The organism is Microbacterium deminutum (assembly GCF_039530205.1).
Lineage (GTDB): Bacteria > Actinomycetota > Actinomycetes > Actinomycetales > Microbacteriaceae > Microbacterium > Microbacterium deminutum.
Window position 1 is genome coordinate 955,557 of the sequence record NZ_BAAAOG010000001.1, and the last position, 19,331, is coordinate 974,887.

The following is a 19,331-nucleotide window of genomic DNA, read 5'->3' on the forward strand; positions in this document are numbered from 1 at the left end:
TGATGTTGGGGAAGGGATAGGTGAGACCATGGCGAAGACGCTCGTGGGACTCGAGATAACGGAGGAGAGTGTGCGCGCCGTCGAATTGACGACCGGACGCTCGCCTTCATTGATCGCGGCTGGGGAGATCCCGTTGCCGCGCGCTGCGGCAAAAGACTCCGAGGTGATCGATTCGGATGCTGTCGCGCTCGCGTTGCGTCAACTCTGGGCTTCGGCGGGCATCAAGGGGCGACGCGTCACGCTGGGAGTGGGCAGTCGGCGAATTCTGGTCCGGGAGTACACCACCCAGGCGCTTAGCCCAGACCTCTTGCGCGAGGCGCTCCCGTTCCAAGTGCAGGATCTGCTGCCTGTTCCGGTGGCACAGGCCGTGCTCGACTTCTACCCGGTCGCGCAGGAGGGCGATCAGGTCAGTGGACTGCTCGTCGCGGCGGTCTCGGAGACGATCGAGGAGATGATCTCGACGCTCGGCAAAGCGAAGCTGCAGGTCGACGCCGTCGACCTCGTGCCCTTCGGGCTCGCCCGCGTCGCCAAGCGCGTGGCTGCGCCGGACGAGACGGTCGCGATGATCCACCTAGGGGACCACACATCGCACGTCGTCGTAGCGACGAACGGGATACCGCATTTCGTTCGAATCATCCCGGTCGACATCGCCACTACGGCTGTTCGTCGAGAAGACCCCGCGTATGCGACTCCTGAACTGGAGCTGGAGGCGATGCTCGAGTCCGTTCCGCCCCGACCAGGTGGAACCCGTGCATCGCTGAGGAGCGGTACCAGCCAACCGGCGGTAACCGACCTCGCTGCGCGGTTGCGCAGCACGTTGGCATTCTTCTCTGCGCGACCGGCGGCGCCGGTGATCTCGACCGTCTGGGTGAGCGGGGCCGGGTATGCAGCCGCAGGCGTCGCCGAGACGCTCGATCGATCGCTCGACGTTCCTGCGCAGCCAGTCCGCCTGGATCAGCTGGTTCGGCTCGGAAAAGGCGCCCTGCCGGATGAGCTTGCCCTCAACGCCGTGGCTACCGCAGGAGTTCTCCTTGGGGAGGGAAGTAGATGAGCGTCGCCGCACCAACCTTGACCCGATCGGGGATTCCGCGGGTCAACCTGATGCCGCGCTTGGAGACCGAGCGCCGGGCACGGGATCGTGTCGTCCGCGCATGGCTATGGGGCATCGTCGCAACCGTTGTCGTCGCCTTCCTCGTCGTTCTGGGCGTTTTCGGACTCAAATGGGTCGCCGATCAAGGCCTCGCGGCTGAACAAGCACGCACGAATACATTGCTCACGGAGCTGGCGGGCCTTTCGGACGTCAGCGGCGCACTCGCCACTGAACAGGAACTCGGTGCTTTCCGCGCGGAGGCCATGGGGTCGGACTTCGTGTGGGCCCCGGTGATCAACTCGCTCGCGAGCGGACTGCCCGCCGATGTTCGGTTGACGGGCTTCGATCTCGTGACGGGCGGCATCCCACAACCCGGCGAATCCGCCTCCGGAGTGGGACTTGTCGGGACACTGACGCTCTCAAGTCCGAACGCAATCGACATCGCACCGACGGTCCGCAGGTTCCGGCAGCTACCTGGAGTCTCGCACGTCGATGGGCGCCTCGTTTCCAGCAGCCAACAGGCGGTCGGTTCGTACACATACGAACTCAGTATCTCATTCGATCAGTCGATCTACTCGGGCGCGTTCTCGGAAGGGGCTCATTGATGCCCAAGCAACTCATCAACGTGCTCGGTGTCGTCGTCTGTGTCGGCATCCTCGCACTGGCGATCGCGCTGGTAGCAGTGCCCGTTTTTGTTCAGTCGATCGCTACCGGCGCCCAATCTGCTGTCGTCGCACACACGAATGAGCTCTATCAATCGCAGGTGGACTCCCTGCAGACCGAGAACCAACGAATTGACGAGGTCAAGGCATCGGTCGCTGCCTTGCGGACTGAGATCCCGGCGACCAACCGGCTCGATGACGTCTTCGAACTCGTCGCATCAGCGGCCGCAGCATCAGGAGTCTCGGTGGAGTCCATCGCCGCGGGAGAGAATGCCGCATTCGCAGCCCGCACCGAGCCCCTCCCGATTGGGGACACGAGCGTGGCCCCCGCCGTTCCGCTCAGCGACGGCACCAAGACGACGAGTGGGGCGTCGACGAAGGGTGGGGGGGCCGCTTCGGCGGCTCAGCCGTCTTCGGACGCTCCCGCCGCTGCCGGCGACCGCAGAGAGCAGGTGGATTTCACGATCAGTGTGGTCGCCACCGAGCTCGACAGCACTGTCCGGTTCCTCGACGCACTCCGCGCTGGCCCCCGACTTCTGAGTCCCATACAGACGACAGTGACACCGACGGCGACCGGCTGGGATGTCACCGTCGCCGCACTGACGTTCGTACTTCCGGAAAGCTGAGCCATGTCCGACTCATCATTGGATGCCCTGCTCGCGCGCGCCGCTCGTCTGCGTGCGTCAGATGTGCATCTGACAGCCGACGCCCCACCACTGATGCGCGTCGACGGTGACCTGGTCTCGATTCCCGATTACGCGAAGCCCCTGCCGCTTGCGTGGGTGGAGGCCGCAGCTTTGGAGCTCATGTCGTCGGATCAGCGAACCGAGTTCGAGGAGCGTCACGAGGTCGACCTCGCGCACTCAGCAGAGGGACTCGGGCATTTTCGGGTGAACATCTTCCGCCAGCTCGGGTCTGTAGCGGTAGCGCTCCGGTTCATCCCCGACCGTGTCTACACTCTCGAGGAGCTCGGCGCACCGGCAATCGCGTACGACCTCGCCCTCAAACCCCGTGGACTCGTGCTGCTCACCGGCCCGACCGGATCCGGGAAGTCGACGACGCTCACCGCGATGATCGACATCATCAACGGGTTGATGCCCGCTCACGTGATCACGATCGAAGACCCGATCGAGTTTCGCCACGAGAGCAAGAGAGCGCTCATCCACCAGCGTGAAGTCGGGACTGATACGCACTCGTTCTCAGAAGCGCTGCGCCGCGTGCTGCGCCAAGACCCCGACGTCATCCTGATCGGTGAACTTCGTGACCCCGAGTCCATCCGCACGGCGCTCTCGGCGGCTGAGACTGGCCACCTCGTGCTATCAACGCTGCACACCCAGGGAGCCGCAAAGAGCGTGAACCGCATCGTCGACGTGTTTCCCGCAGACCAGCAGGCGCAGATTCGAACACAGCTCGGCGACACGCTCCAAGGCATCATCAGCCAGACGCTGATGCCGCTGTCTCAGACCGACGGCCGGACGATCGCGACCGAGGTGCTCATCAACACACCGGCAGTGGCGAACATGATCCGCGAAGGTCAGGTTGCGCAGCTGTATTCCGCGATGCAGGCGGGGGCAAGCGTCGGGATGCACACGCTCGACCAGGATCTTAAACGCCTTGTCGAGGAAGGGATGATCGCCCAGAATGTCGCGAAAGCGTTTGCCGTCGACCCCTCGTCGCTTGACCACGTCCGCGTTCGCCCGCGGGACCTGGACGTTGAGGCGTGGAGTCAGCATGCGGGCGAGTGGCTCGGCCAGAGGGCGAGGGCGTGACATGCCTGTGATCCAGGAGTATTCGTATCGCGCCGTAGATCCGCGCGGAGGATCGGTCGTCAAGGGAACGATTGAGGCGGCGACCGAGTCGGCAGTCACCGGCAAGTTGCGCGCGCAAGGTCTGACTCCGCTCGAGGTCAAGGCACTCTCGAAGACCGGCCTCCGCATGGACGTCAAGCTTCCGGGTGCGACGAAGCACGTTTCGTCCAAGTCACTGGCGATCTTCAGCAAACAGATGGCGGGGCTTATCAATGCGGGCCTGCCGCTGATGCGTACGCTTTCGATCTTGATCGAGCAGACGGAAGACAAGAAGCTCCAGCCGGCCCTGATTTCGGTTCAGGCCGACGTCGAAGCCGGATCCTCGTTCTCGGCTGCGCTCGCCCTCCACCCGCAGGTCTTTCCGCCGCTCATGCTCAGCATCGTGCGCGTCGGCGAGACAGGCGGCTTCCTCGGTGCCGCACTGGGCTCGGTCGCGGAGAATTACCGCAAGGAGGCCGAGCTTCATAACAAGATCCGCGCGGCGACCACCTACCCCGTCATTGTCCTCATCATCGCGATCATCGGTGTGCTCGGGATGGTCACCTTCGTCGTGCCGGTCTTTGCAAACATGTTCGCGAGCCTCGGCTCGCAACTTCCGCTACCCACGCAGATCCTCGTGACGATCTCGAACAACATGGTGTGGATGCTGCCGCTGCTCATCCTCATCGTCTTGGTGGCGTGGACTTGGTGGGTGCGAAATCGTCATACAGAGCGCGTCCGTCGGGTAGTCGATCCGATCAGATTGAAGTTGCCGATCTTCGGCCCGCTGGCCACAAAGATGGCGGTTGCCCGTTTCAGCCGGAATCTGTCGATGATGCTCAACGCCGGCGTTCCGATCATCCAGGCGCTCGGAATCGTTGGGCAGGCATCGAACAACTGGAAGATCGAACAGGCGATCCTCGAGGTGCAGGAGTCGATCCGGCAGGGGAAGTCCTTCGCGGCGCCGCTCGCGAAGGCGGGCGTCTTCCCACCCATGGTGCCTCAGATGGTGTCAGTGGGTGAAGAGTCGGGCACTCTGACAGAAATGCTCGCGAGCATCGCCGACTTCTATGAGGACGAGGTCGAGACTGCAACCTCGCAGCTGTCGTCGACGATCGAGCCGGTGCTGATCGTCGGGCTGGGTGTGATCATCGGCGGAATGGTGATCTCGCTCTACCTGCCGATCTTCACGCTGTATGGGGAGATCGCGAAGCAGTAGTCAAGCACGAGATCCGGTCCCGTCCCATCGGGCCCGGGTGTCGAAGCGCCGCCCCGGTGAGGCTTGTGCCACCGGGGCCGGTGTCCTGCTTCGTCTCGCTTCGCCCGCTCAGGGACCGAGGCTACACAGCGACGCGAAGAACCTCTTCGATCGTCGTGAGACCCTGGGCGACCTTGCTCCAGCCGTCGTCACGCAGTGCAACCATGCCCTGTTGGAGAGCCAGCTGCCGCATGGCGGTACCCGTCGCGCGGGCAACGACGAGCTGTTCGATCTCGTCGCTCATCATCATGACCTCGTGGAGGCCGATACGGCCTCGATACCCCGTGCCAGAGCACGCCTGGCACCCGACAGCGTTGTACAGCTGCGGCGGATCGCTGGGGTCGTGCGGGAAGTTCAGGGCCTCAAGCACTCCTTCGGGCTCGGTATAGGCCGAGCGGCACCGCAGACATAGGCGCCGCGCGAGACGCTGAGCGACCACGGCGGACAGCGCAGTCGCGACCAGGAAAGGCTCGGTGCCGATCTCGGTCAGGCGCGTCAAGGCCGAAGGAGCATCGTTGGTGTGGAGTGTCGAGAGAACCAGGTGGCCTGTGAGTGCGGCCTCGATGGAGATGACCGCGGTCTCCTGATCACGGATCTCGCCGACGAGGACGACGTCGGGGTCGCTGCGGAGGATCGACCGCAGGGCTGCAGCGAACGTGAGGCCCGCACGGTTGTTCACCTGCACCTGGTTCACGCCGGCGATCCGGTACTCCACCGGGTCCTCGACGGTGATGACATTGATCCGCGGGTTGGCCACCGTGCGCAGCGCGGTGTAGAGAGTCGTCGACTTGCCCGAACCCGTCGGCCCGGTCGCGAGGATCATCCCGTGGGGGCGGCTGATCGCCTCACGGAATCGCTGCTCGTTGATCGAAGAGAACCGCAGATCGCTCATCGCCATGACCTGGCCGGAGTTGTCGAGGATGCGCATGACGATCTTCTCGCCCCACACCGTCGGCAGGGTCGCGACGCGAAGATCGATCTGACGGCCCTCGTGAGTGACCGAGAGACGGCCGTCCTGCGGTCGGCGCCGCTCCGCGATGTCGATCGCCGACATGATCTTGAGGCGCGAGATGACGCCGTCCTGGATGCCGCGATCCGCCTTCTGCATCTCGTGCAGCACTCCGTCGATCCGGTAGCGGACAGTCAGCTGGTGCTCTCCCGGTTCGATGTGGATGTCGCTCGCTCGGTCGTTGATCGCCTGGGTGATGAGCAGGTTGACGAAACGGACGACGGGGGCGTCGGCATCCTGTTCCTCGAGAGTCTCGGTGAACGTCACGCCGGCGGTGCTCGTCGCCGATTCACCCATCTGCTCGGAGAGGTCGCTGAGTTCTTCATCAGAGCGGAGGAACCGCTCGAAAGCGTTGTGGAGTGCATCGGCGGCGACGACGACCGACTCCACCTGCAGATCCGTAAGGCTCGTCACGTCGTCGATCGCGATGATGTCGGTGGGATCCAGCATCCCGAGGACGACCTTGCCACGCATCAGGTCGAGTGGGATGAGCTGGTACTTGCGGCACAGCGCTCCGGGGACGAGTGCCAGCAGGTCCGGCGCGATGTCGATCTCGCTCATGTCGTAGTAGCGATGGCCGGTCTGCAGCGCGATGGCTTCGGCGATCTGGGCCTCCGACGTCAGGTTCTGACTCACGAGCAGGCGCTGAAGCTCGGGTCCCTCGCCGACCCGAGCGAGCGCGGCCGACATGTCAGCGGCACGCACGGCCCCAGTGAGCACAAGCGTCTGTGCGAGTCCTCTCACGGCATCCCCTATTCCCCCTGACATACTACGTGGCGCTTGTCGAGCCCGAACTCCGGGGGCGGCGGCGGTGGATAAGGTGGCGCCATGAAGGACCTGATCGAGCGTGTCACCGCCTGGGCGCTCACGCTCAAGCCGGTGCGCGCGTTCCTGCTCTACGCCGACAGCCGGGGGCCGATGCTGGCCGACAGCATCAGCTACCGCACGATGTTCAGCGTGTTCGCCGGCGTCTTCCTCGGGTTCTCTGTCGCCTCGCTGTGGCTCGCCGGCAACCCCGATGTCCTCAATTCCCTGGTGAGTGTGGTGGATGCCGCGATCCCGGGGCTGCTCGGAGACCAGGGGCTCATCGATCCGAAGACGATCCAGGCTCCCGCGGGTCTGACGATCACCGGCATCGTCGCCCTGGTCGCCCTGCTGGGCGCGGCGATAGGAGCGATCGGCTCGCTGCGCATGGCCTTTCGGCAGCTCGCCCGGCACGTGCACGACGACATCTTCTGGATCTGGGTGATGCTGCGCAACGTGGTCATCGCGATCGGCATCGGCGCGGCGTTCCTCGCCTCGGCGGTGATCACGTTCTACGGCACGGCCGGCATCGGCGCCCTCACGGAATGGCTCGGTCGGGGACCCGATGATCCGCTCACGGTGTTCAGCGCCCGCGCGCTGTCGATCGCAGTCGTGTTCGTGCTCGACGCGCTGTGCATCGGCATCCTGTTCCGGCTGCTCTCGGGACTGAAGCCCTCGGCGCGGTCGCTGTGGAGCGGGGCGCTGCTCGGGGCGGTGGCGCTGACGGTGCTGCAGCAGCTGTCGTTCCTGTTCGTCGGCGCCGTGTCGCGCAACCCCATCTACGCCTCTTTCGCCTCGCTGATCGCGCTGCTGGTCTGGCTGAACCTCTCGGCGCAGGTGATCCTCATCGCCGGCGCCTACATCATCACCGGCGTCGCCGAGGAGTCGGATCGGGTACGTGCGCGGTACGGCGCGAGGACCTTCGCGCAGCGGCGCGTGCGGGATGCCGAAGACCTCGCCCGACTCGCGAACGAAGAGCTCGTCAACGCCCGTGCGGGGGAAGAGAAGGAGCGCACGCGTGGCTGAGGCCTTCTCGACCTATCGCGCCATGCAGGTGCGGGCGGCCGAGGCGCCGCTGCTCGCGGCAGGGGAGCCGCTGATGCGGCGGGCCGCCGCGGCGCTCGCCTCGGTCGTGCGCGACGAGTTGACGGATGCCGCGAGCAGCCGCGTGCTCGTCCTCGTGGGCGGCGGCGACAACGGCGGCGACGCGCTCTTCGCTGCGGCTGAACTGGCATCTGTCACTGAAGTTCGTCTGCTGCTCCTGTCGGATCGCTTCCATGAGGAGGGGTTGGCGACAGCGATCGCGGCGGGAGCCGCGCGGGTCGAGCTTCCGGAGGCCCGGGACGCGGCATCCGGATACGACGTGCTGATCGACGGGATGGTCGGGATCGGGTCTTCGGCGTCGTCGGCGCTGCGCGGGACAGCGCGCGAGGCTGTGGAGCTCCTGCTGCCGGCGGTACGCGCGGGGCGGCCGCGGGTGGTCGCCGTCGATGTGCCGAGCGGCCTGAACCCCGACACCGGAGAAGCGGATGACACCGTCCTGCCGGCGGCCGTAACCGTCACGTTCGGTGCGGTGAAGGCCGGGCTCGCGTCGGGGCGCGGCCCTTCGCTCTGCGGCAGGATCGTCCTGGTGGAGCTGGGTCTCGAGCGGGGCCTTGCGGACGAGGTGCCGGCTGGAGAGGCATCCGTCGACCGGGTCGTCCGGGGCTGACGCGGAGAACGGATCCGGCGGTTCGGGGGCGCGGTGGAAGGACTCGCTGAGCGGCCAGGCCCCCAGGTCCCGGCCGCTCAGCGACATCCCAGTCCGACGCTCTTGGTGGTGACGAGTGTGGATTCGATCTCGGGATCGAGCAGGCTCAGATGACGGCGAGGATTGCTCCTCAGTCGCTGCTCCCCCAGGACCTAATCGGACCTCACGGTCCGTATAGGCTGGAGATTACCAGAACTCAAACCGAAAGAACAATGGTCGGGGTCGGATTCGAGTCCGCAATTGCGGTACGCAGGAATGAGCGCACGGGGGAGCAGTCGGGCGGAAGGAAGATACCGTGCGAGCGGATGCCGAGGCGAACCGGGAACGGGTGCTCGATGCGGCCGCCGAGGTCTTCGTCGAACACGGAATCGAGGCGCCCTTCAACCTCATCGCCGAGCGGGCGGGAGTCGGCAAGGGCACTCTCTACCGGCACTTCATCGATCGCGAGGCGCTGATGCAAGGGCTCGCCGATCGACTTCAGCGCAGATATGCGGAGATCGCCGAGGCGGCGGAATCCGCGGCCACCGGCTGGGACGGGCTGGCGATATACCTGGACGGCGTCACCGCGATGTACTTCGACACCCCCTGGGTGGTCGTGTCACGTGCGCGTGCGCGCCGGGTGGCCAGCACGAACGGCCGGGCCGAGCAGGACTTCCGAGTCGTGCTCGAGAGAGCGTGGGCCGAGGGGTCGCTGCGCAGCGACGTCGATCTGACCGACCTCGCGTTCGTGACGTCGGCGCTCGGCGGGCTCGCGAGACTGCCTGAGCCGTTGCGCAGCGTGATCGTCGGGCGGATGCGGGGCATCCTGTTCGACGGGCTCCGCGCCGAAGGGTCGCCGCGGCCGCCGCTCGGCGGGAAGCCGCTCGATCTCGAGCAGTTCCGGGGGTACCTCGCGGAACAGGTGGGAGAGACTTCCGGGCAGTAGCTCGCGCAGCGCTATCGGGCGTAGCGCTCGACGAAGTTCCGCAGGATCCGGCTCGGATGCGAGACAGGTGCACGCCGTGCCGCGGCGAGGGTCAGCTCCAGCTCGTCCGCGGCGAAATACCCGTGGTCGGCGTACGCATGGATCCTCGTCATGATGCCCTCGACATCCAGCTCGGGGTGGAACTGTGTCGCGTACACGTTCGTGCCGACCCGGAACATCTGCACCGGGCACGCCGGCGACGATGCCAGCAGCACCGCGGACGGCGGAAGAATCGAGATCGCCTCCTTGTGGCCCACGAAAGCCTCGAAGGTCGGCGGCATCCCATCGAGAAGGGGGTCGGATGCCGCGCCCTCGGCGAGCGTGACCGGCACCACGCTGATCGGCTCGGGGTAGGTGCGGTCGATCGTCGCGCCCTGGTGCACTCCCAGGGTGCCGATGCCATAGCAGGCACCGAGGAACGGGAAGTCGCGTGTGACGACGTCGTCGAGAAGCACCTGGAACTCGGCCTCCACCCGGTGCTGCACGTCGGACTTCTTCTCCGGCGGATCGGAGGCGTTGAATGGTCCGCCGCCGACGAAGATGCCCGAGAAGTCGTCCAGATCGAACTGGGGCATCGGCCCGGCCTCGAGCCGCACGCGGATCAGCTGCTCCGCGGTCAGCCCGCCGTAGCGCAGGAAGAGTGCGTACTCCTCATCCGCGGGGAGGTCTTCAGCCCGGGTGGCGAGGAGGACGAAGGGCTTCACGTGTCGAGGATACGGGGTTGCGGGGCCTCGGTCGTTGAGCGAGCGGAGCGAGACGAACGCGTCTACGTCATGAGGCGTAGGTGACCAGGCCCAGCTCCACGGGCGAGACGAGCTGCGGGTGCGTCGGCACCACGCGCACGGTGTATCCGAAGGTGCCGGTCACCGTCAGCGGCAGCACGCCCGTGAACGTCGTCACGCCGTCGACCTCCTTGCCGACGGGCGACAGGCGATACACCGAGCGATCGCCGGCGAGCGCGTCGTCCTCGTTCGTGCGTCCGTAGGCGAGCTCGACCGCCACATCGTCCGGCGAGAGTCCGTCCAGCCGCACGCCTGCACGCACCTCGAGCGTGTCGCCCGCCTGCGCCTGCTGCGGGATGCCCGAAGAGTCGACATTGTCGACATGCACCCTGGGCCAGGCATCCCGAACACGGCTTACGAACACCGCGAGAGCCTTCGCCTCTTTGAACCTGTTCGCGCGCAGCGCGGCGTCGTGAGCCGCGGCGGGCACATACAGCCGCGTGACGTAGTCGCGCACCATCCGGTCGCTCGTCGCCTTCTTGCCGAGCTCGGTCATCGTGTGCCGCACCATTCCGAGCCACGCGAGCGGCAACCCGTTCTCGCGCTCGTAGAAGCGCGGCACGAGCTGGTGCTCGATGAGGTCGTACAGCGCGGACGCCTCGGCGTCATCCCGCTCCTCGTCGTTCGAAGCCGTGTCGGCGGTCGGAATCGCCCAGCCGTTCTGCCCGTCGTACCACTCGTCCCACCATCCGTCGAGGATCGACAGGTTGAGCGCGCCATTGAGCGCCGCCTTCATGCCGCTCGTGCCGCAGGCCTCGAGCGGACGCAGCGGGTTGTTCAGCCAGACGTCGCAGCCGGGGTAGAGCGTCTTCGCGAGGCTGATCTCGTAGTCGGGCAGGAAGACGATTCGGCCGCGCACCTGCGGATCGCGGCTGAATCGCACCAGCTGCTGGATCAGGATCTTGCCCGAGTCGTCCGCCGGGTGCGACTTTCCGCCGATCACGATCTGCACGGGCCGGTCGGGATCCGTCAGAAGCTTCGTCAGCCGCTCCGGATCACGGAGCATGAGCGTGAGGCGCTTGTACGTCGGCACGCGCCGGGCGAAGCCGATCGTCAGCACCTCGGGGTCGAGGATCCGCTCCACCCACGACGGAACGACGCCGCTGCCGGTGGCCTGAATGGATGCCGCGACCCGCCGTCGCGCTTCCGCCACGAGCTGCTGCTTCATGTGCTGACGGACGCCCCACAGCTCGCCATCCGAGACGATTCCCCGGTCGGTCCAGTCATGCGTGTCGGTGTGCGCGTTGCCCCAGGCCCGCTCGCTCACGCCCTTGAGCGCCGGATGCACCCACGTCGGCGCGTGCACGCCGTTCGTGATCGACGTGATCGGCACCTCTTCGGTGTCGACGCCGGGCCAGAGCTGCCCGAACATGCCACGGCTCACCTCGCCGTGCAGCACCGAGACGCCGTTGGCGTGCTGTCCGAGGTGCAGGCCGAGCACCGCCATGTTGAACACGCCCTGGTCGCCGCCGTCGTAGGTCTCCAGGCCGAGCGCGATCGCGCGACCCGCGTCGAGCCCGGTGAAGAGGCTGCTCGCGAGGAAGTCCGCGATGAGGTCGCGCGGGAAGCGGTCGATGCCGGCGGGTACCGGCGTGTGGGTCGTGAAGACGGTGGATGCCCGCACCTGGGCGAGGGCCTGGTCGAAGTCGAGGCCGTCCTGCGTGATGAGCTCCGACATCCGCTCGAGGCCCTGGAAGCCGGCGTGCCCCTCGTTCGTGTGGTAGACGTCGGGAGTGGGCTTGCCGTTGAGCGCGCTCCAGGCGCGCACGGCGCGGACGCCGCCGACCCCGAGCAGCAGCTCCTGCAGCAGACGGTGCTCGCCGCCGCCGCCGTAGAGGCGGTCGGTGACGCGGCGCATGTCCTCGGAGTTGGACGGCGTCTCGGAGTCGAGCAGCAGCAGCGGAACGCGGCCGATGTCGGCCACCCACACGCGGGAATGCAGCTGCCGGTCGCCTGGCAGGTCGAGCGTGATCTCGACGGGCGCGGCATCCTCATCGCGCAGCAGCGTCAGCCCCAGCCCGTACGGATCGAGCAGCGGGTAGCTCTCGCGCTGCCAGCCGTCCTCGCCGATCGACTGCCGGAAGTAGCCCGCCCGGTAGAAGAGGCCGACACCGGTGAGCGGAACGCCGAGGTCCGACGCGCTCTTCAGATGATCGCCTGCGAGGATGCCGAGGCCGCCCGAGTACTGGGGGAGCGAGCCGTCGACACCGAACTCGGGGGAGAAGTACGCGATGTGGGCCGGCTTGTCGCCCTCGAGGTTCTGGAACCATCGGTCGCCTTCGAGGTACGCGGTGAGCCGCTCGTCCTCTGCGCGCACCCGGCCGACGAACTCGCCGTCGCGGGCGAGCTGATCGAGCTTGTCCTGTCCCAGGGCGCCCAGCATCCGAGCCGGGTTCTCACCGATCTCCTCCCAGCGGGCGGGGTCCATGGATGCGAACAGCGCGTAGGTCGCACGACTCCACGACCAGCGCCAGTTGGAGGCGAGTCGATCGAGTGGAGCGAGGCTGTCAGCGAGGACGGGGCGGACGGTGAACGTTCGGATGGCCTTCACTCGTGCGATTCTATGGGCACCGCATGAAATCGCATGCACTCGCATGTTACGGCTGCGTGCACGGTCCTCGCGTGTGCGCGGCCCCGCGCGGGACGCCGGGTCTATGCTCACCCCATGGCGATTGCACGACTTCACGGAGGCCCGCTGGATGGGCAGCTCCTGCCCCTCGAGAGCCCCGAGCTCGATTCCCTCATCGTTCCTTATGGCGAGGGGCAGATCGTGTACCGTCGCGGCGGCGCAGAGCACACCGGGGATGGCGACGCCGGTCCCACCGCGGCGGCATTCTGGTTCGTCGAGGCCACGGACGAGATCGGACCCTCCGACGACTGAGCGGGGGTCGGACGCAGACGCCAGCCGCTCAGTGGAGATCGAGCGCAAGTACGACGTCGACGACCTCGCGGCGCTGCCGGACTGGACCGCCTTGCCCGGGGTCGCGGTCGTCGGCGCGGCGGAGATCCGTGAGCTCGACGCGCAGTACCTCGATACCGCCGACAGGTCTTTGGCCCGCTCGGGCTTCGCGCTGCGACGCCGCAGCGGAGGACCCGACGAGGGCTGGCATATCAAGGGACCGCTCGTGGATGGCGGGCGCGTCGAACAGCACTGGCCGCTCGGCGACGCCCGGGACGCTTCGGTCGTGCCGCCGGCGATCCTGGCCGCGCTGTCACCGGTGACGACGGAGCCCCTGCTGCCGCTCGCCCGGATCCGCAACGCGCGCACCGCCTACGCGCTGCGCGCGGCCGATGGCGGTCTCGTCGCCGAGTTCGTCGACGACCGAGTCAGGGCGACAGACCAGCGCTCCGGCGTGGAGCGCGCGTGGCGCGAGTGGGAGTTCGAACTCGGGGCGGCGGCGCCGGCGGATCCGGCCTCGCTGTTCGCTGCTGCGGACGACGCGATAACCGCGGTCGGCGGGCGACCGGCGGGATCCGCTTCGAAACTCGCACGCGCACTCGGCGCCTGACCCGGGTTGAATCCGGCCATAGTCTGGCGTCATGGATGCCGACTTCGTGGAGCGCTCCCGCACGATCACCTGGGAGGATCCGGTGCCGCCGCTTGCGGCATCCCGGGAACTCGACGGCCTCAGCTATCTGCGTGCACTCATCTCGGGCGAATATCCGCCGCCGCCGATCTCGCGGCTGATGGGCTTCGAGATGGTGTCCGCCGAGCCGGGTGAAGCCGTCTTCGAGTGCGAAGTGGGGGAGTACCTCTACAACCCGCTCGGCATGGTGCACGGCGGCCTCGCGTGCACGCTGCTCGACACGGTGATCGGCTGCGCCGCGCATACGACGCTTCCGGCTGGCGTCGGCTACACGTCGATCGACCTGAACGTGTCGTATCTGCGTCCGATCCTCGCGACCGCGGGGCTGCTTCGGGCGCGCGGCCGGGTGGTCAAGGGCGGTCAGCGCGTGATCTTCGCGTCCGGCGAGCTGACGGATGCCGAGGGCCGGGTCTTCGCAACGGCGACGGGTTCGCTCCTCGTGCTGCGGGGATAGTCGGTCGCCGGCGGGGGGCTGCAGTGACGCGTCGGCGTCCGGCTCGCGACGGGTCGGGGTGCGGTTGCGGCGCCGCTCCGACGCCTAGAGGTTGATCATGTGGCCGACGAGACCGTGGAAGGTCTCTTGCACGGCCTCGGACAGCGTCGGGTGCGTGTGCACGTTGCGCGCCGCCTCGAGCGCCGTCAGGTCCCACTTCTGCGCCAGCGTCAGCTCCGGAAGAAGCTCCGACACGTCGGGCCCGATCAGGTGTCCGCCGAGGAGCTCGAGGTGCTCGGCATCCGCCACCAGCTTCACGAAGCCGATCGGCTCGCCGAGGCCGTTGGCCTTGCCGTTCGCCGAGAACGGGAACTTGGCGACCTTCACGTCGTAGCCGGCATCCCGCGCCTGCTGCTCGGTGAGGCCGAACGAAGCGACCTGCGGCGAGCAGAACGTCGCGCGCGGCATCATCCGGTAGTCGCCGAGCGCCATCGTCTCGGCCTTGCCGATCGTCTCGGCGGCGACGACGCCCTGCGCCTCGGCGACGTGCGCGAGCTGAAGCTTCGCGGTGACGTCGCCGATCGCGTAGATGTGGGGGACCGACGTGTGCATGAAGTCGTCGATCTCGATCGCGCCGCGGTCGGTGAGCTTCACACCGGTGTTCTCGAGCCCGAAGCCCTCGACGTTGGGAGCGAATCCGATCGACATCATCACCTTGTCGGCATCGATCGACCCCTGGCCGCCGTCCTTCGGCGTGTACGTCACCGTGACGCGGTCGCCATGGTCGACGACCGTTTCGACTTTCGTCGAGGTGAGGATGTCGACGCCGTACTTCTTGTACTGGCGGGCGATCTCCTTCGAGACATCCTCGTCCTCCATCGGCAGAGCCCGGTCGAGGAACTCGATGATCGTGACCTTCACGCCGTAGTTCACGAGCACGAAGGCGAACTCCATGCCGATGGCGCCCGCGCCCACGATGACGATCGACTCGGGAAGGTCGCGAGCGAGGATCTGCTCCTCGTAAGTGACGACGTTGCCGCCGAGTTCGACTCCAGGAAGAAGTCGCACCTTCGACCCCGTGCTGATGATCGCGTTGTCGAACGTGACGCGCTCGGTGGATCCGTCTTCCTTCGCGACGTCGATCGTGTGCGCGTCGACGAAGGAGCCGCGACCCTGATGCTCGGTCACCTTGTTCTTCTTCATCAGGAAGTGGACACCCCTCACATGGGTGTCGGCGACCTTGCGGCTGCGATCCCACGCTGCGCCGAAGTCGAACGACACCTCACCCGAGATGCCGAACAGCTCCGCCTTGTGGTGGAAGGTGTGCGCGAGATCGGCGTTCTTGAGGAGCGCCTTCGAAGGAATGCACCCCACGTTCAAGCACACACCGCCCCAGTACTTCTCTTCGATGATCCCGACGGAGAGGCCGAGCTGAGCGCTGCGGACGGCCGCGACGTACCCGCCGGGGCCGGCGCCGAGAATGACGACGTCGTAGTGAGGCATGGCTGAAGCCTATCGGTCGGCGGGGGGCTCGTTTCGGGTGGCGGACCGGGCGGCCGCATCCAGCGCCGCCTTGTCGCGCTCCCGGCGCGCCCGCGACACCAGAACGTAGGTGATCGCGCCGAGCACAGCGGCGAGGATGATCCCGCCGATGATCCACGCCACGGCGGCACCGGCGTCCCCAGTGTCGTCGGGGACGGTCGAGGGGGACGGGCTGGCCGTCTCGGTCGGCGTTGGCGTCGGGGAGACGGTCGCCGTCGGTGTGGGAGTCGGCGTCGTCGTCCCGCCGGACACGGTGAACGAGAGCTCGCCCGAGACCGGGTGGCCATCGGCCGAGACGACCTTCCACAGCACCCTGATGGCCCCGGATGCCGCGCCCTCGAGCGGCTGCGTGAGGACGTTGTCCTGCGCGATGGGGGTTCCCGCGGTCAGGGATGTGCCCGCGGCATCCGTCACCTGCACCGCTGAGGCGCCCGCATCGGTGGAGATCGCCTCGTTGAACGTCAGCGTCAACTGGGCCGGGAGGGCATCGACGGTCGAATCGGCTGCGGGATCCGTCGACACGAGCTCGTCATGGGCGCTGGCAGGCGCCGCCATCAGAAGGCCACCCCCGGACAGGAACACGGCGACTGCCGCGGCGATCAGTAAACGAGTGAGGAAACGTGGGGAGGAGGTCTTCTCAGGCATCCCGACCAGGCTACGCCTCTCGTACAGCCACGCTGGGCGCCGGACATTTCATATGTCGGGCATGTGAATTGAACCTGAGCGCGCCGCCGACCCCGTGACGTGGGACGTGCGTCGGAGTAGCGTTCCGATCAGGCGGTCACCGCCGCCACCACCAGAGGAAGGAGCGTGAGATGGACTCCATGATGATGGACGCCATGTCGAAGGACATGATGTCGATGCCCGGAATGGACTCGATGGACATGTCCGTGATGCAGGCCTGTATGGATGCCTGCTCGGCCTGCGAGCAGGCGTGCACGGTATGTTCCACGCAGATGATGGATTGCGCCCCGGCGTGCATGAATTGCGCTGATATGTGCAACACGATGATGCGCACCATGATCCGGATGCAGGGGACCACCCAGGCATCCATGATGGCGATGCTCGACGCGTGCATCGCGATGTGCCAGACCTGCATGGATGAGTGCATGAAGCACGCCGACCAGAGCGAGGTCTGCAAGATGTGCGCTCAGTCGTGCCAGGCCTGCATGGACGCGTGCATGGCGGTCAAGAACTCGATGATGGCGATGAGCTGACAGCAGTCATCGCCGGACGCGGTGGCTCAGTCGTTCGAGGTCAGCCGCGCAGGATGTTGAAGCGCTCGCGCCCGACCGCCAGCACGTGGTAGCGCCCGTGCAGCGCGACCGGCGAACCGGGAGCGAGTTGCTCTGCCGCGCCCGCGGCGCTCCACACGGCGACAGGCGCGGCGTCCGACAGGGTGCGGACGACGATCACGCCGGTGGCGGCATCCGCCGACTCGACGATCGCGTCCGACCAGTCGGACGGCGTCGCCGACGAGAGCCGTGCCTGGATGAGGTGGAGTGCGTGCCCGGGTGCGAATGAGGAGCAGCCGTCGCCGTGGTCGCACATGCACGCCACACGCTCCCGCACCTCGACGGGGGGGTTATGGCGCTGCGGGCTCGACACGGGACTGCTCCTTCTCGTAGGTTCGGACTTCAATCAGGTTAGGGGCGCGTCCCGATCCGCGGCATCCCGGCCGAAACGGTACGAAACAATCGGAGATCGCGCGTCGGGGGCCCGATTCGGCTCTTTCGCGCCTGGGGCGATCGGATAGGCTTGCAAGCCAGAGGAGGGAACACCGTGGAGGACAACCGCCGACCTGAGCCGGACGAGATCCGCCGAGGTTCCGGCCTCGGGGGCGCGGCAGGCCACAGCGAGCGCGGCACCGACACGACGCAGACCTTCGGACATGATTCCGACCTCTCGTTCGTGCCGTTCGGCAGCGATCTCAACACTGCCGAGCTCGAGGCGATCGAGGCGCTGCCCAGCGGCGCGGCGCTGCTGCTGGTGCGGTCCGGACCCACCGCGGGCGCGCGCTACCTCCTCGACACCGACGTCACCACCGTCGGCCGGCATCCCGAAGCCGACATCTTCTTCGACGACGTCACCGTCTCGCGTCGCCACGCCGAGATCACCCGGTCGGGCGCCGCGTTCGAGCTGGTCGACCAGCGATCCCTCAACGGCACCTATGTGGACGGCGAGCGCGTGGACCGTGCCCCGCTGAACAACGGCTCCGAGCTGCGCATCGGCAAGTTCCGCCTGAACTTCTTCGTCTCGCCCGCTGACCTGGCCCAGCCCGCAGGCGGGTGATGCCTGCCGCATCCGCCCGCGAACGACCGTCGTCCGCGGGTCTTCTGAGCATCGGGCAAGTGCTGGCGAGACTCTCGCCGGACTTCCCGACGCTGACGTCGAGCAAGCTCCGATTCCTCGAAGTCCAGGGCATCGTCACGCCCATGCGCACGGAATCCGGCTACCGCAAGTTCACGCCCGACGACCTCGAACGGCTGCGTCTCGCGCTCACCCTGCAGCGCGACCACTACCTGCCGCTCGTCGTCATCCGCGAGTACCTCGAGGACGTCGATGCCGGGCGCGACCCCGCGACCCCGACAGCCGTGCCGCCGCCCTCGATCGTGCCGGCTCCGCGCCGCTATCGCCGTGACGAGCTGCTCGTCGCGGCAGGCGCCGCTCCGCAGCTGCTCAACGACGCGATCAGCACCGGTGTGCTCATCGGCGCGGAGTCGTACACCGAGCAGTCCGTCACGCTGCTGCGGGCGCTCGTCGCGCTCGACCGGCACGGCATCGAGCCGCGTCACGTGCGGGCGCTGCGGCAGAGCGCCGAGCGGGATGTGTCGCTGGTCGAGTCGGCCCTCGCGCCGCTGCTGCGGAGGACGGATGCCGCCTCCCGCGGCCGCGCCGGAGAACTCGCGGGCGAGCTTGCGAAGCGTCTCGAAGAGGTCCGCACGATCTTCGTGCGATCCGCTCTCGACCGGCTGCTCTCCTGAACGGTCGACCCAACGGCAGGTCGGGCGGTCGCGCCACGCGACACGCCGACGGCTCGGCGCGTATGTCGTTGCCGCATGGGGGAGGCTGATCTAGCGTGGAACCAACGGATCTCGAGGGGGGATGCGCATGACCGCTCGCGAAACAGGCGACGATCAGCCATTCGTGGCGGATCTCCTCTTCACCGACGGACTTCCGCAGATGGACGACGAGGTCGGCTACCGCGGTGCCGTCGCAGCCCGTGCCGCCGGCATCACCTATCGACAGCTCGACTACTGGGCACGCACCGAGCTCGTCGAACCCACGGTTCGAGGAGCCACCGGTTCGGGCTCGCAGCGGCTGTACGGCTTCCGCGACATCCTGGTCCTGAAGCTGGTGAAGCGCCTGCTCGACACCGGGATCTCGCTGCAGCAGATCCGCACGGCGGTCGAGCAGCTGCGTTCGTCCGGCATCCGCGATCTCGCCGGCACCACGCTCATGAGCGACGGGGCGTCCGTCTACCTGTGCACATCGAACGACGAGGTCATCGACCTCGTGAGTCGCGGACAGGGTGTCTTCGGCATCGCAGTCGGCAAGGTGCTCAGCGAGGTCGAGTCGACGCTCGTCGACTTCGATGCGCAGTCGCCCGATGCGATGGACGAGCTCTCCGCTCGTCGCGCCGCCCGCACTGCCTGACCCCAT

The 19,331-nt window shown here is 67.1% G+C and carries 21 protein-coding genes; 15 read left to right on the forward strand and 6 right to left on the reverse strand.

The window, feature by feature from the left end; genetic code table 11:
- Positions 1-28 precede the first annotated feature (28 nt).
- The 5 genes from pilM to ABD212_RS04290 are packed head-to-tail and all read left to right on the forward strand — an operon-like array spanning position 29 to position 4,758.
- Positions 29-1,051 (forward strand): type IV pilus biogenesis protein PilM, encoded by a 1,023-nt coding sequence (gene pilM, locus ABD212_RS04270; RefSeq protein ID WP_344091511.1) that lies wholly within the window; start codon positions 29-31, stop codon positions 1,049-1,051.
- Entirely contained in the window at positions 1,048-1,695 is a 648-nt protein-coding gene (locus ABD212_RS04275; RefSeq protein WP_344091513.1) for a hypothetical protein, read from the forward strand. The genes pilM and ABD212_RS04275 overlap by 4 nt, the downstream gene beginning before the upstream one ends.
- Positions 1,695-2,378: a hypothetical protein gene (locus ABD212_RS04280; RefSeq protein WP_344091516.1), complete on the forward strand. Its 684-nt coding sequence runs from the start codon at positions 1,695-1,697 to the stop codon at positions 2,376-2,378. The genes ABD212_RS04275 and ABD212_RS04280 overlap by 1 nt, the downstream gene beginning before the upstream one ends.
- 3 nt (positions 2,379-2,381) lie before the next feature.
- Positions 2,382-3,521: a type IV pilus twitching motility protein PilT gene (locus ABD212_RS04285; protein WP_344091518.1), complete on the forward strand. Its 1,140-nt coding sequence runs from the start codon at positions 2,382-2,384 to the stop codon at positions 3,519-3,521.
- A 1-nt stretch (position 3,522) separates the two neighbouring features.
- Entirely contained in the window at positions 3,523-4,758 is a 1,236-nt protein-coding gene (locus ABD212_RS04290; protein ID WP_344091520.1) for a type II secretion system F family protein, read from the forward strand.
- Between the two features lie 121 nt (positions 4,759-4,879).
- Here ABD212_RS04290 and ABD212_RS04295 read toward each other — a convergent pair whose 3' ends face one another.
- Positions 4,880-6,550, reverse strand: coding sequence for a GspE/PulE family protein (locus ABD212_RS04295; protein WP_344091523.1), 1,671 nt, complete (start codon positions 6,548-6,550; stop codon positions 4,880-4,882).
- An 84-nt stretch (positions 6,551-6,634) separates the two neighbouring features.
- Between ABD212_RS04295 and ABD212_RS04300 the strand changes: the two genes are divergently transcribed.
- The 3 genes from ABD212_RS04300 (at position 6,635) to ABD212_RS04310 (ending at position 9,285) form a co-directional block, all read left to right on the forward strand.
- Complete coding sequence (locus tag ABD212_RS04300) at positions 6,635-7,636, forward strand: YihY/virulence factor BrkB family protein (RefSeq protein WP_344091525.1); 1,002 nt, start codon at positions 6,635-6,637, stop codon at positions 7,634-7,636.
- Positions 7,629-8,321 (forward strand): NAD(P)H-hydrate epimerase, encoded by a 693-nt coding sequence (locus tag ABD212_RS04305; protein WP_344091527.1) that lies wholly within the window; start codon positions 7,629-7,631, stop codon positions 8,319-8,321. The genes ABD212_RS04300 and ABD212_RS04305 overlap by 8 nt, the downstream gene beginning before the upstream one ends.
- Positions 8,322-8,655: 334 nt before the next feature.
- Positions 8,656-9,285 carry a TetR/AcrR family transcriptional regulator gene (locus ABD212_RS04310; RefSeq protein WP_344091530.1) on the forward strand — a complete coding sequence of 210 codons (630 nt, stop codon included), beginning with the start codon at positions 8,656-8,658 and terminating at the stop codon, positions 9,283-9,285.
- Positions 9,286-9,296: 11 nt separating this feature from the next.
- Here ABD212_RS04310 and ABD212_RS04315 read toward each other — a convergent pair whose 3' ends face one another.
- A complete protein-coding gene (locus ABD212_RS04315) occupies positions 9,297-10,028 on the reverse strand; it encodes a glutamine amidotransferase (RefSeq protein WP_344091532.1) in 732 nt (243 codons plus the stop codon).
- A gap of 67 nt (positions 10,029-10,095) precedes the next feature.
- Positions 10,096-12,657 (reverse strand): alpha-glucan family phosphorylase, encoded by a 2,562-nt coding sequence (glgP, locus tag ABD212_RS04320; RefSeq protein WP_344091535.1) that lies wholly within the window; start codon positions 12,655-12,657, stop codon positions 10,096-10,098.
- A gap of 114 nt (positions 12,658-12,771) precedes the next feature.
- Between glgP and ABD212_RS04325 the strand changes: the two genes are divergently transcribed.
- From ABD212_RS04325 to ABD212_RS04335, 3 genes are read left to right on the forward strand one after another with little or no spacing between them, the layout of a single operon-like run.
- The gene (locus tag ABD212_RS04325; RefSeq protein WP_344091537.1) at positions 12,772-12,987 is read left to right on the forward strand and encodes a response regulator; all 216 of its coding nucleotides are present in this window, start codon (positions 12,772-12,774) and stop codon (positions 12,985-12,987) included.
- A 31-nt stretch (positions 12,988-13,018) separates the two neighbouring features.
- The gene (locus ABD212_RS04330) at positions 13,019-13,615 is read left to right on the forward strand and encodes a CYTH domain-containing protein (RefSeq protein ID WP_344091539.1); all 597 of its coding nucleotides are present in this window, start codon (positions 13,019-13,021) and stop codon (positions 13,613-13,615) included.
- 31 nt (positions 13,616-13,646) lie between these two features.
- Positions 13,647-14,147 (forward strand): PaaI family thioesterase, encoded by a 501-nt coding sequence (locus tag ABD212_RS04335; protein ID WP_344091541.1) that lies wholly within the window; start codon positions 13,647-13,649, stop codon positions 14,145-14,147.
- An 84-nt stretch (positions 14,148-14,231) separates the two neighbouring features.
- Here ABD212_RS04335 and lpdA read toward each other — a convergent pair whose 3' ends face one another.
- A complete protein-coding gene (lpdA, locus tag ABD212_RS04340) occupies positions 14,232-15,629 on the reverse strand; it encodes a dihydrolipoyl dehydrogenase (protein ID WP_344091543.1) in 1,398 nt (465 codons plus the stop codon).
- A gap of 9 nt (positions 15,630-15,638) precedes the next feature.
- The gene (locus ABD212_RS04345) at positions 15,639-16,313 is read right to left on the reverse strand and encodes a copper resistance CopC family protein (RefSeq protein ID WP_344091546.1); all 675 of its coding nucleotides are present in this window, start codon (positions 16,311-16,313) and stop codon (positions 15,639-15,641) included.
- A gap of 170 nt (positions 16,314-16,483) precedes the next feature.
- Between ABD212_RS04345 and ABD212_RS04350 the strand changes: the two genes are divergently transcribed.
- Positions 16,484-16,885, forward strand: a complete 402-nt coding sequence (locus ABD212_RS04350) for a four-helix bundle copper-binding protein (RefSeq protein ID WP_344091548.1) — start codon at positions 16,484-16,486, stop codon at positions 16,883-16,885.
- A gap of 40 nt (positions 16,886-16,925) precedes the next feature.
- Here ABD212_RS04350 and ABD212_RS04355 read toward each other — a convergent pair whose 3' ends face one another.
- The gene (locus ABD212_RS04355; RefSeq protein ID WP_344091550.1) at positions 16,926-17,276 is read right to left on the reverse strand and encodes a hypothetical protein; all 351 of its coding nucleotides are present in this window, start codon (positions 17,274-17,276) and stop codon (positions 16,926-16,928) included.
- A 174-nt stretch (positions 17,277-17,450) separates the two neighbouring features.
- On the opposite strand from ABD212_RS04355, the gene ABD212_RS04360 reads away from it, so the two are divergent.
- The 3 genes from ABD212_RS04360 (at position 17,451) to ABD212_RS04370 (ending at position 19,325) form a co-directional block, all read left to right on the forward strand.
- Positions 17,451-17,960: an FHA domain-containing protein gene (locus ABD212_RS04360; protein WP_344091552.1), complete on the forward strand. Its 510-nt coding sequence runs from the start codon at positions 17,451-17,453 to the stop codon at positions 17,958-17,960.
- Positions 17,960-18,652 carry a transcriptional regulator FtsR gene (ftsR, locus tag ABD212_RS04365; RefSeq protein ID WP_344091554.1) on the forward strand — a complete coding sequence of 231 codons (693 nt, stop codon included), beginning with the start codon at positions 17,960-17,962 and terminating at the stop codon, positions 18,650-18,652. Before ABD212_RS04360 ends, ftsR begins: the two co-directional genes overlap by 1 nt.
- Before the next feature lie 127 nt (positions 18,653-18,779).
- Complete coding sequence (locus ABD212_RS04370) at positions 18,780-19,325, forward strand: MerR family transcriptional regulator (RefSeq protein ID WP_344091556.1); 546 nt, start codon at positions 18,780-18,782, stop codon at positions 19,323-19,325.
- Positions 19,326-19,331: the final 6 nt, after the last annotated feature.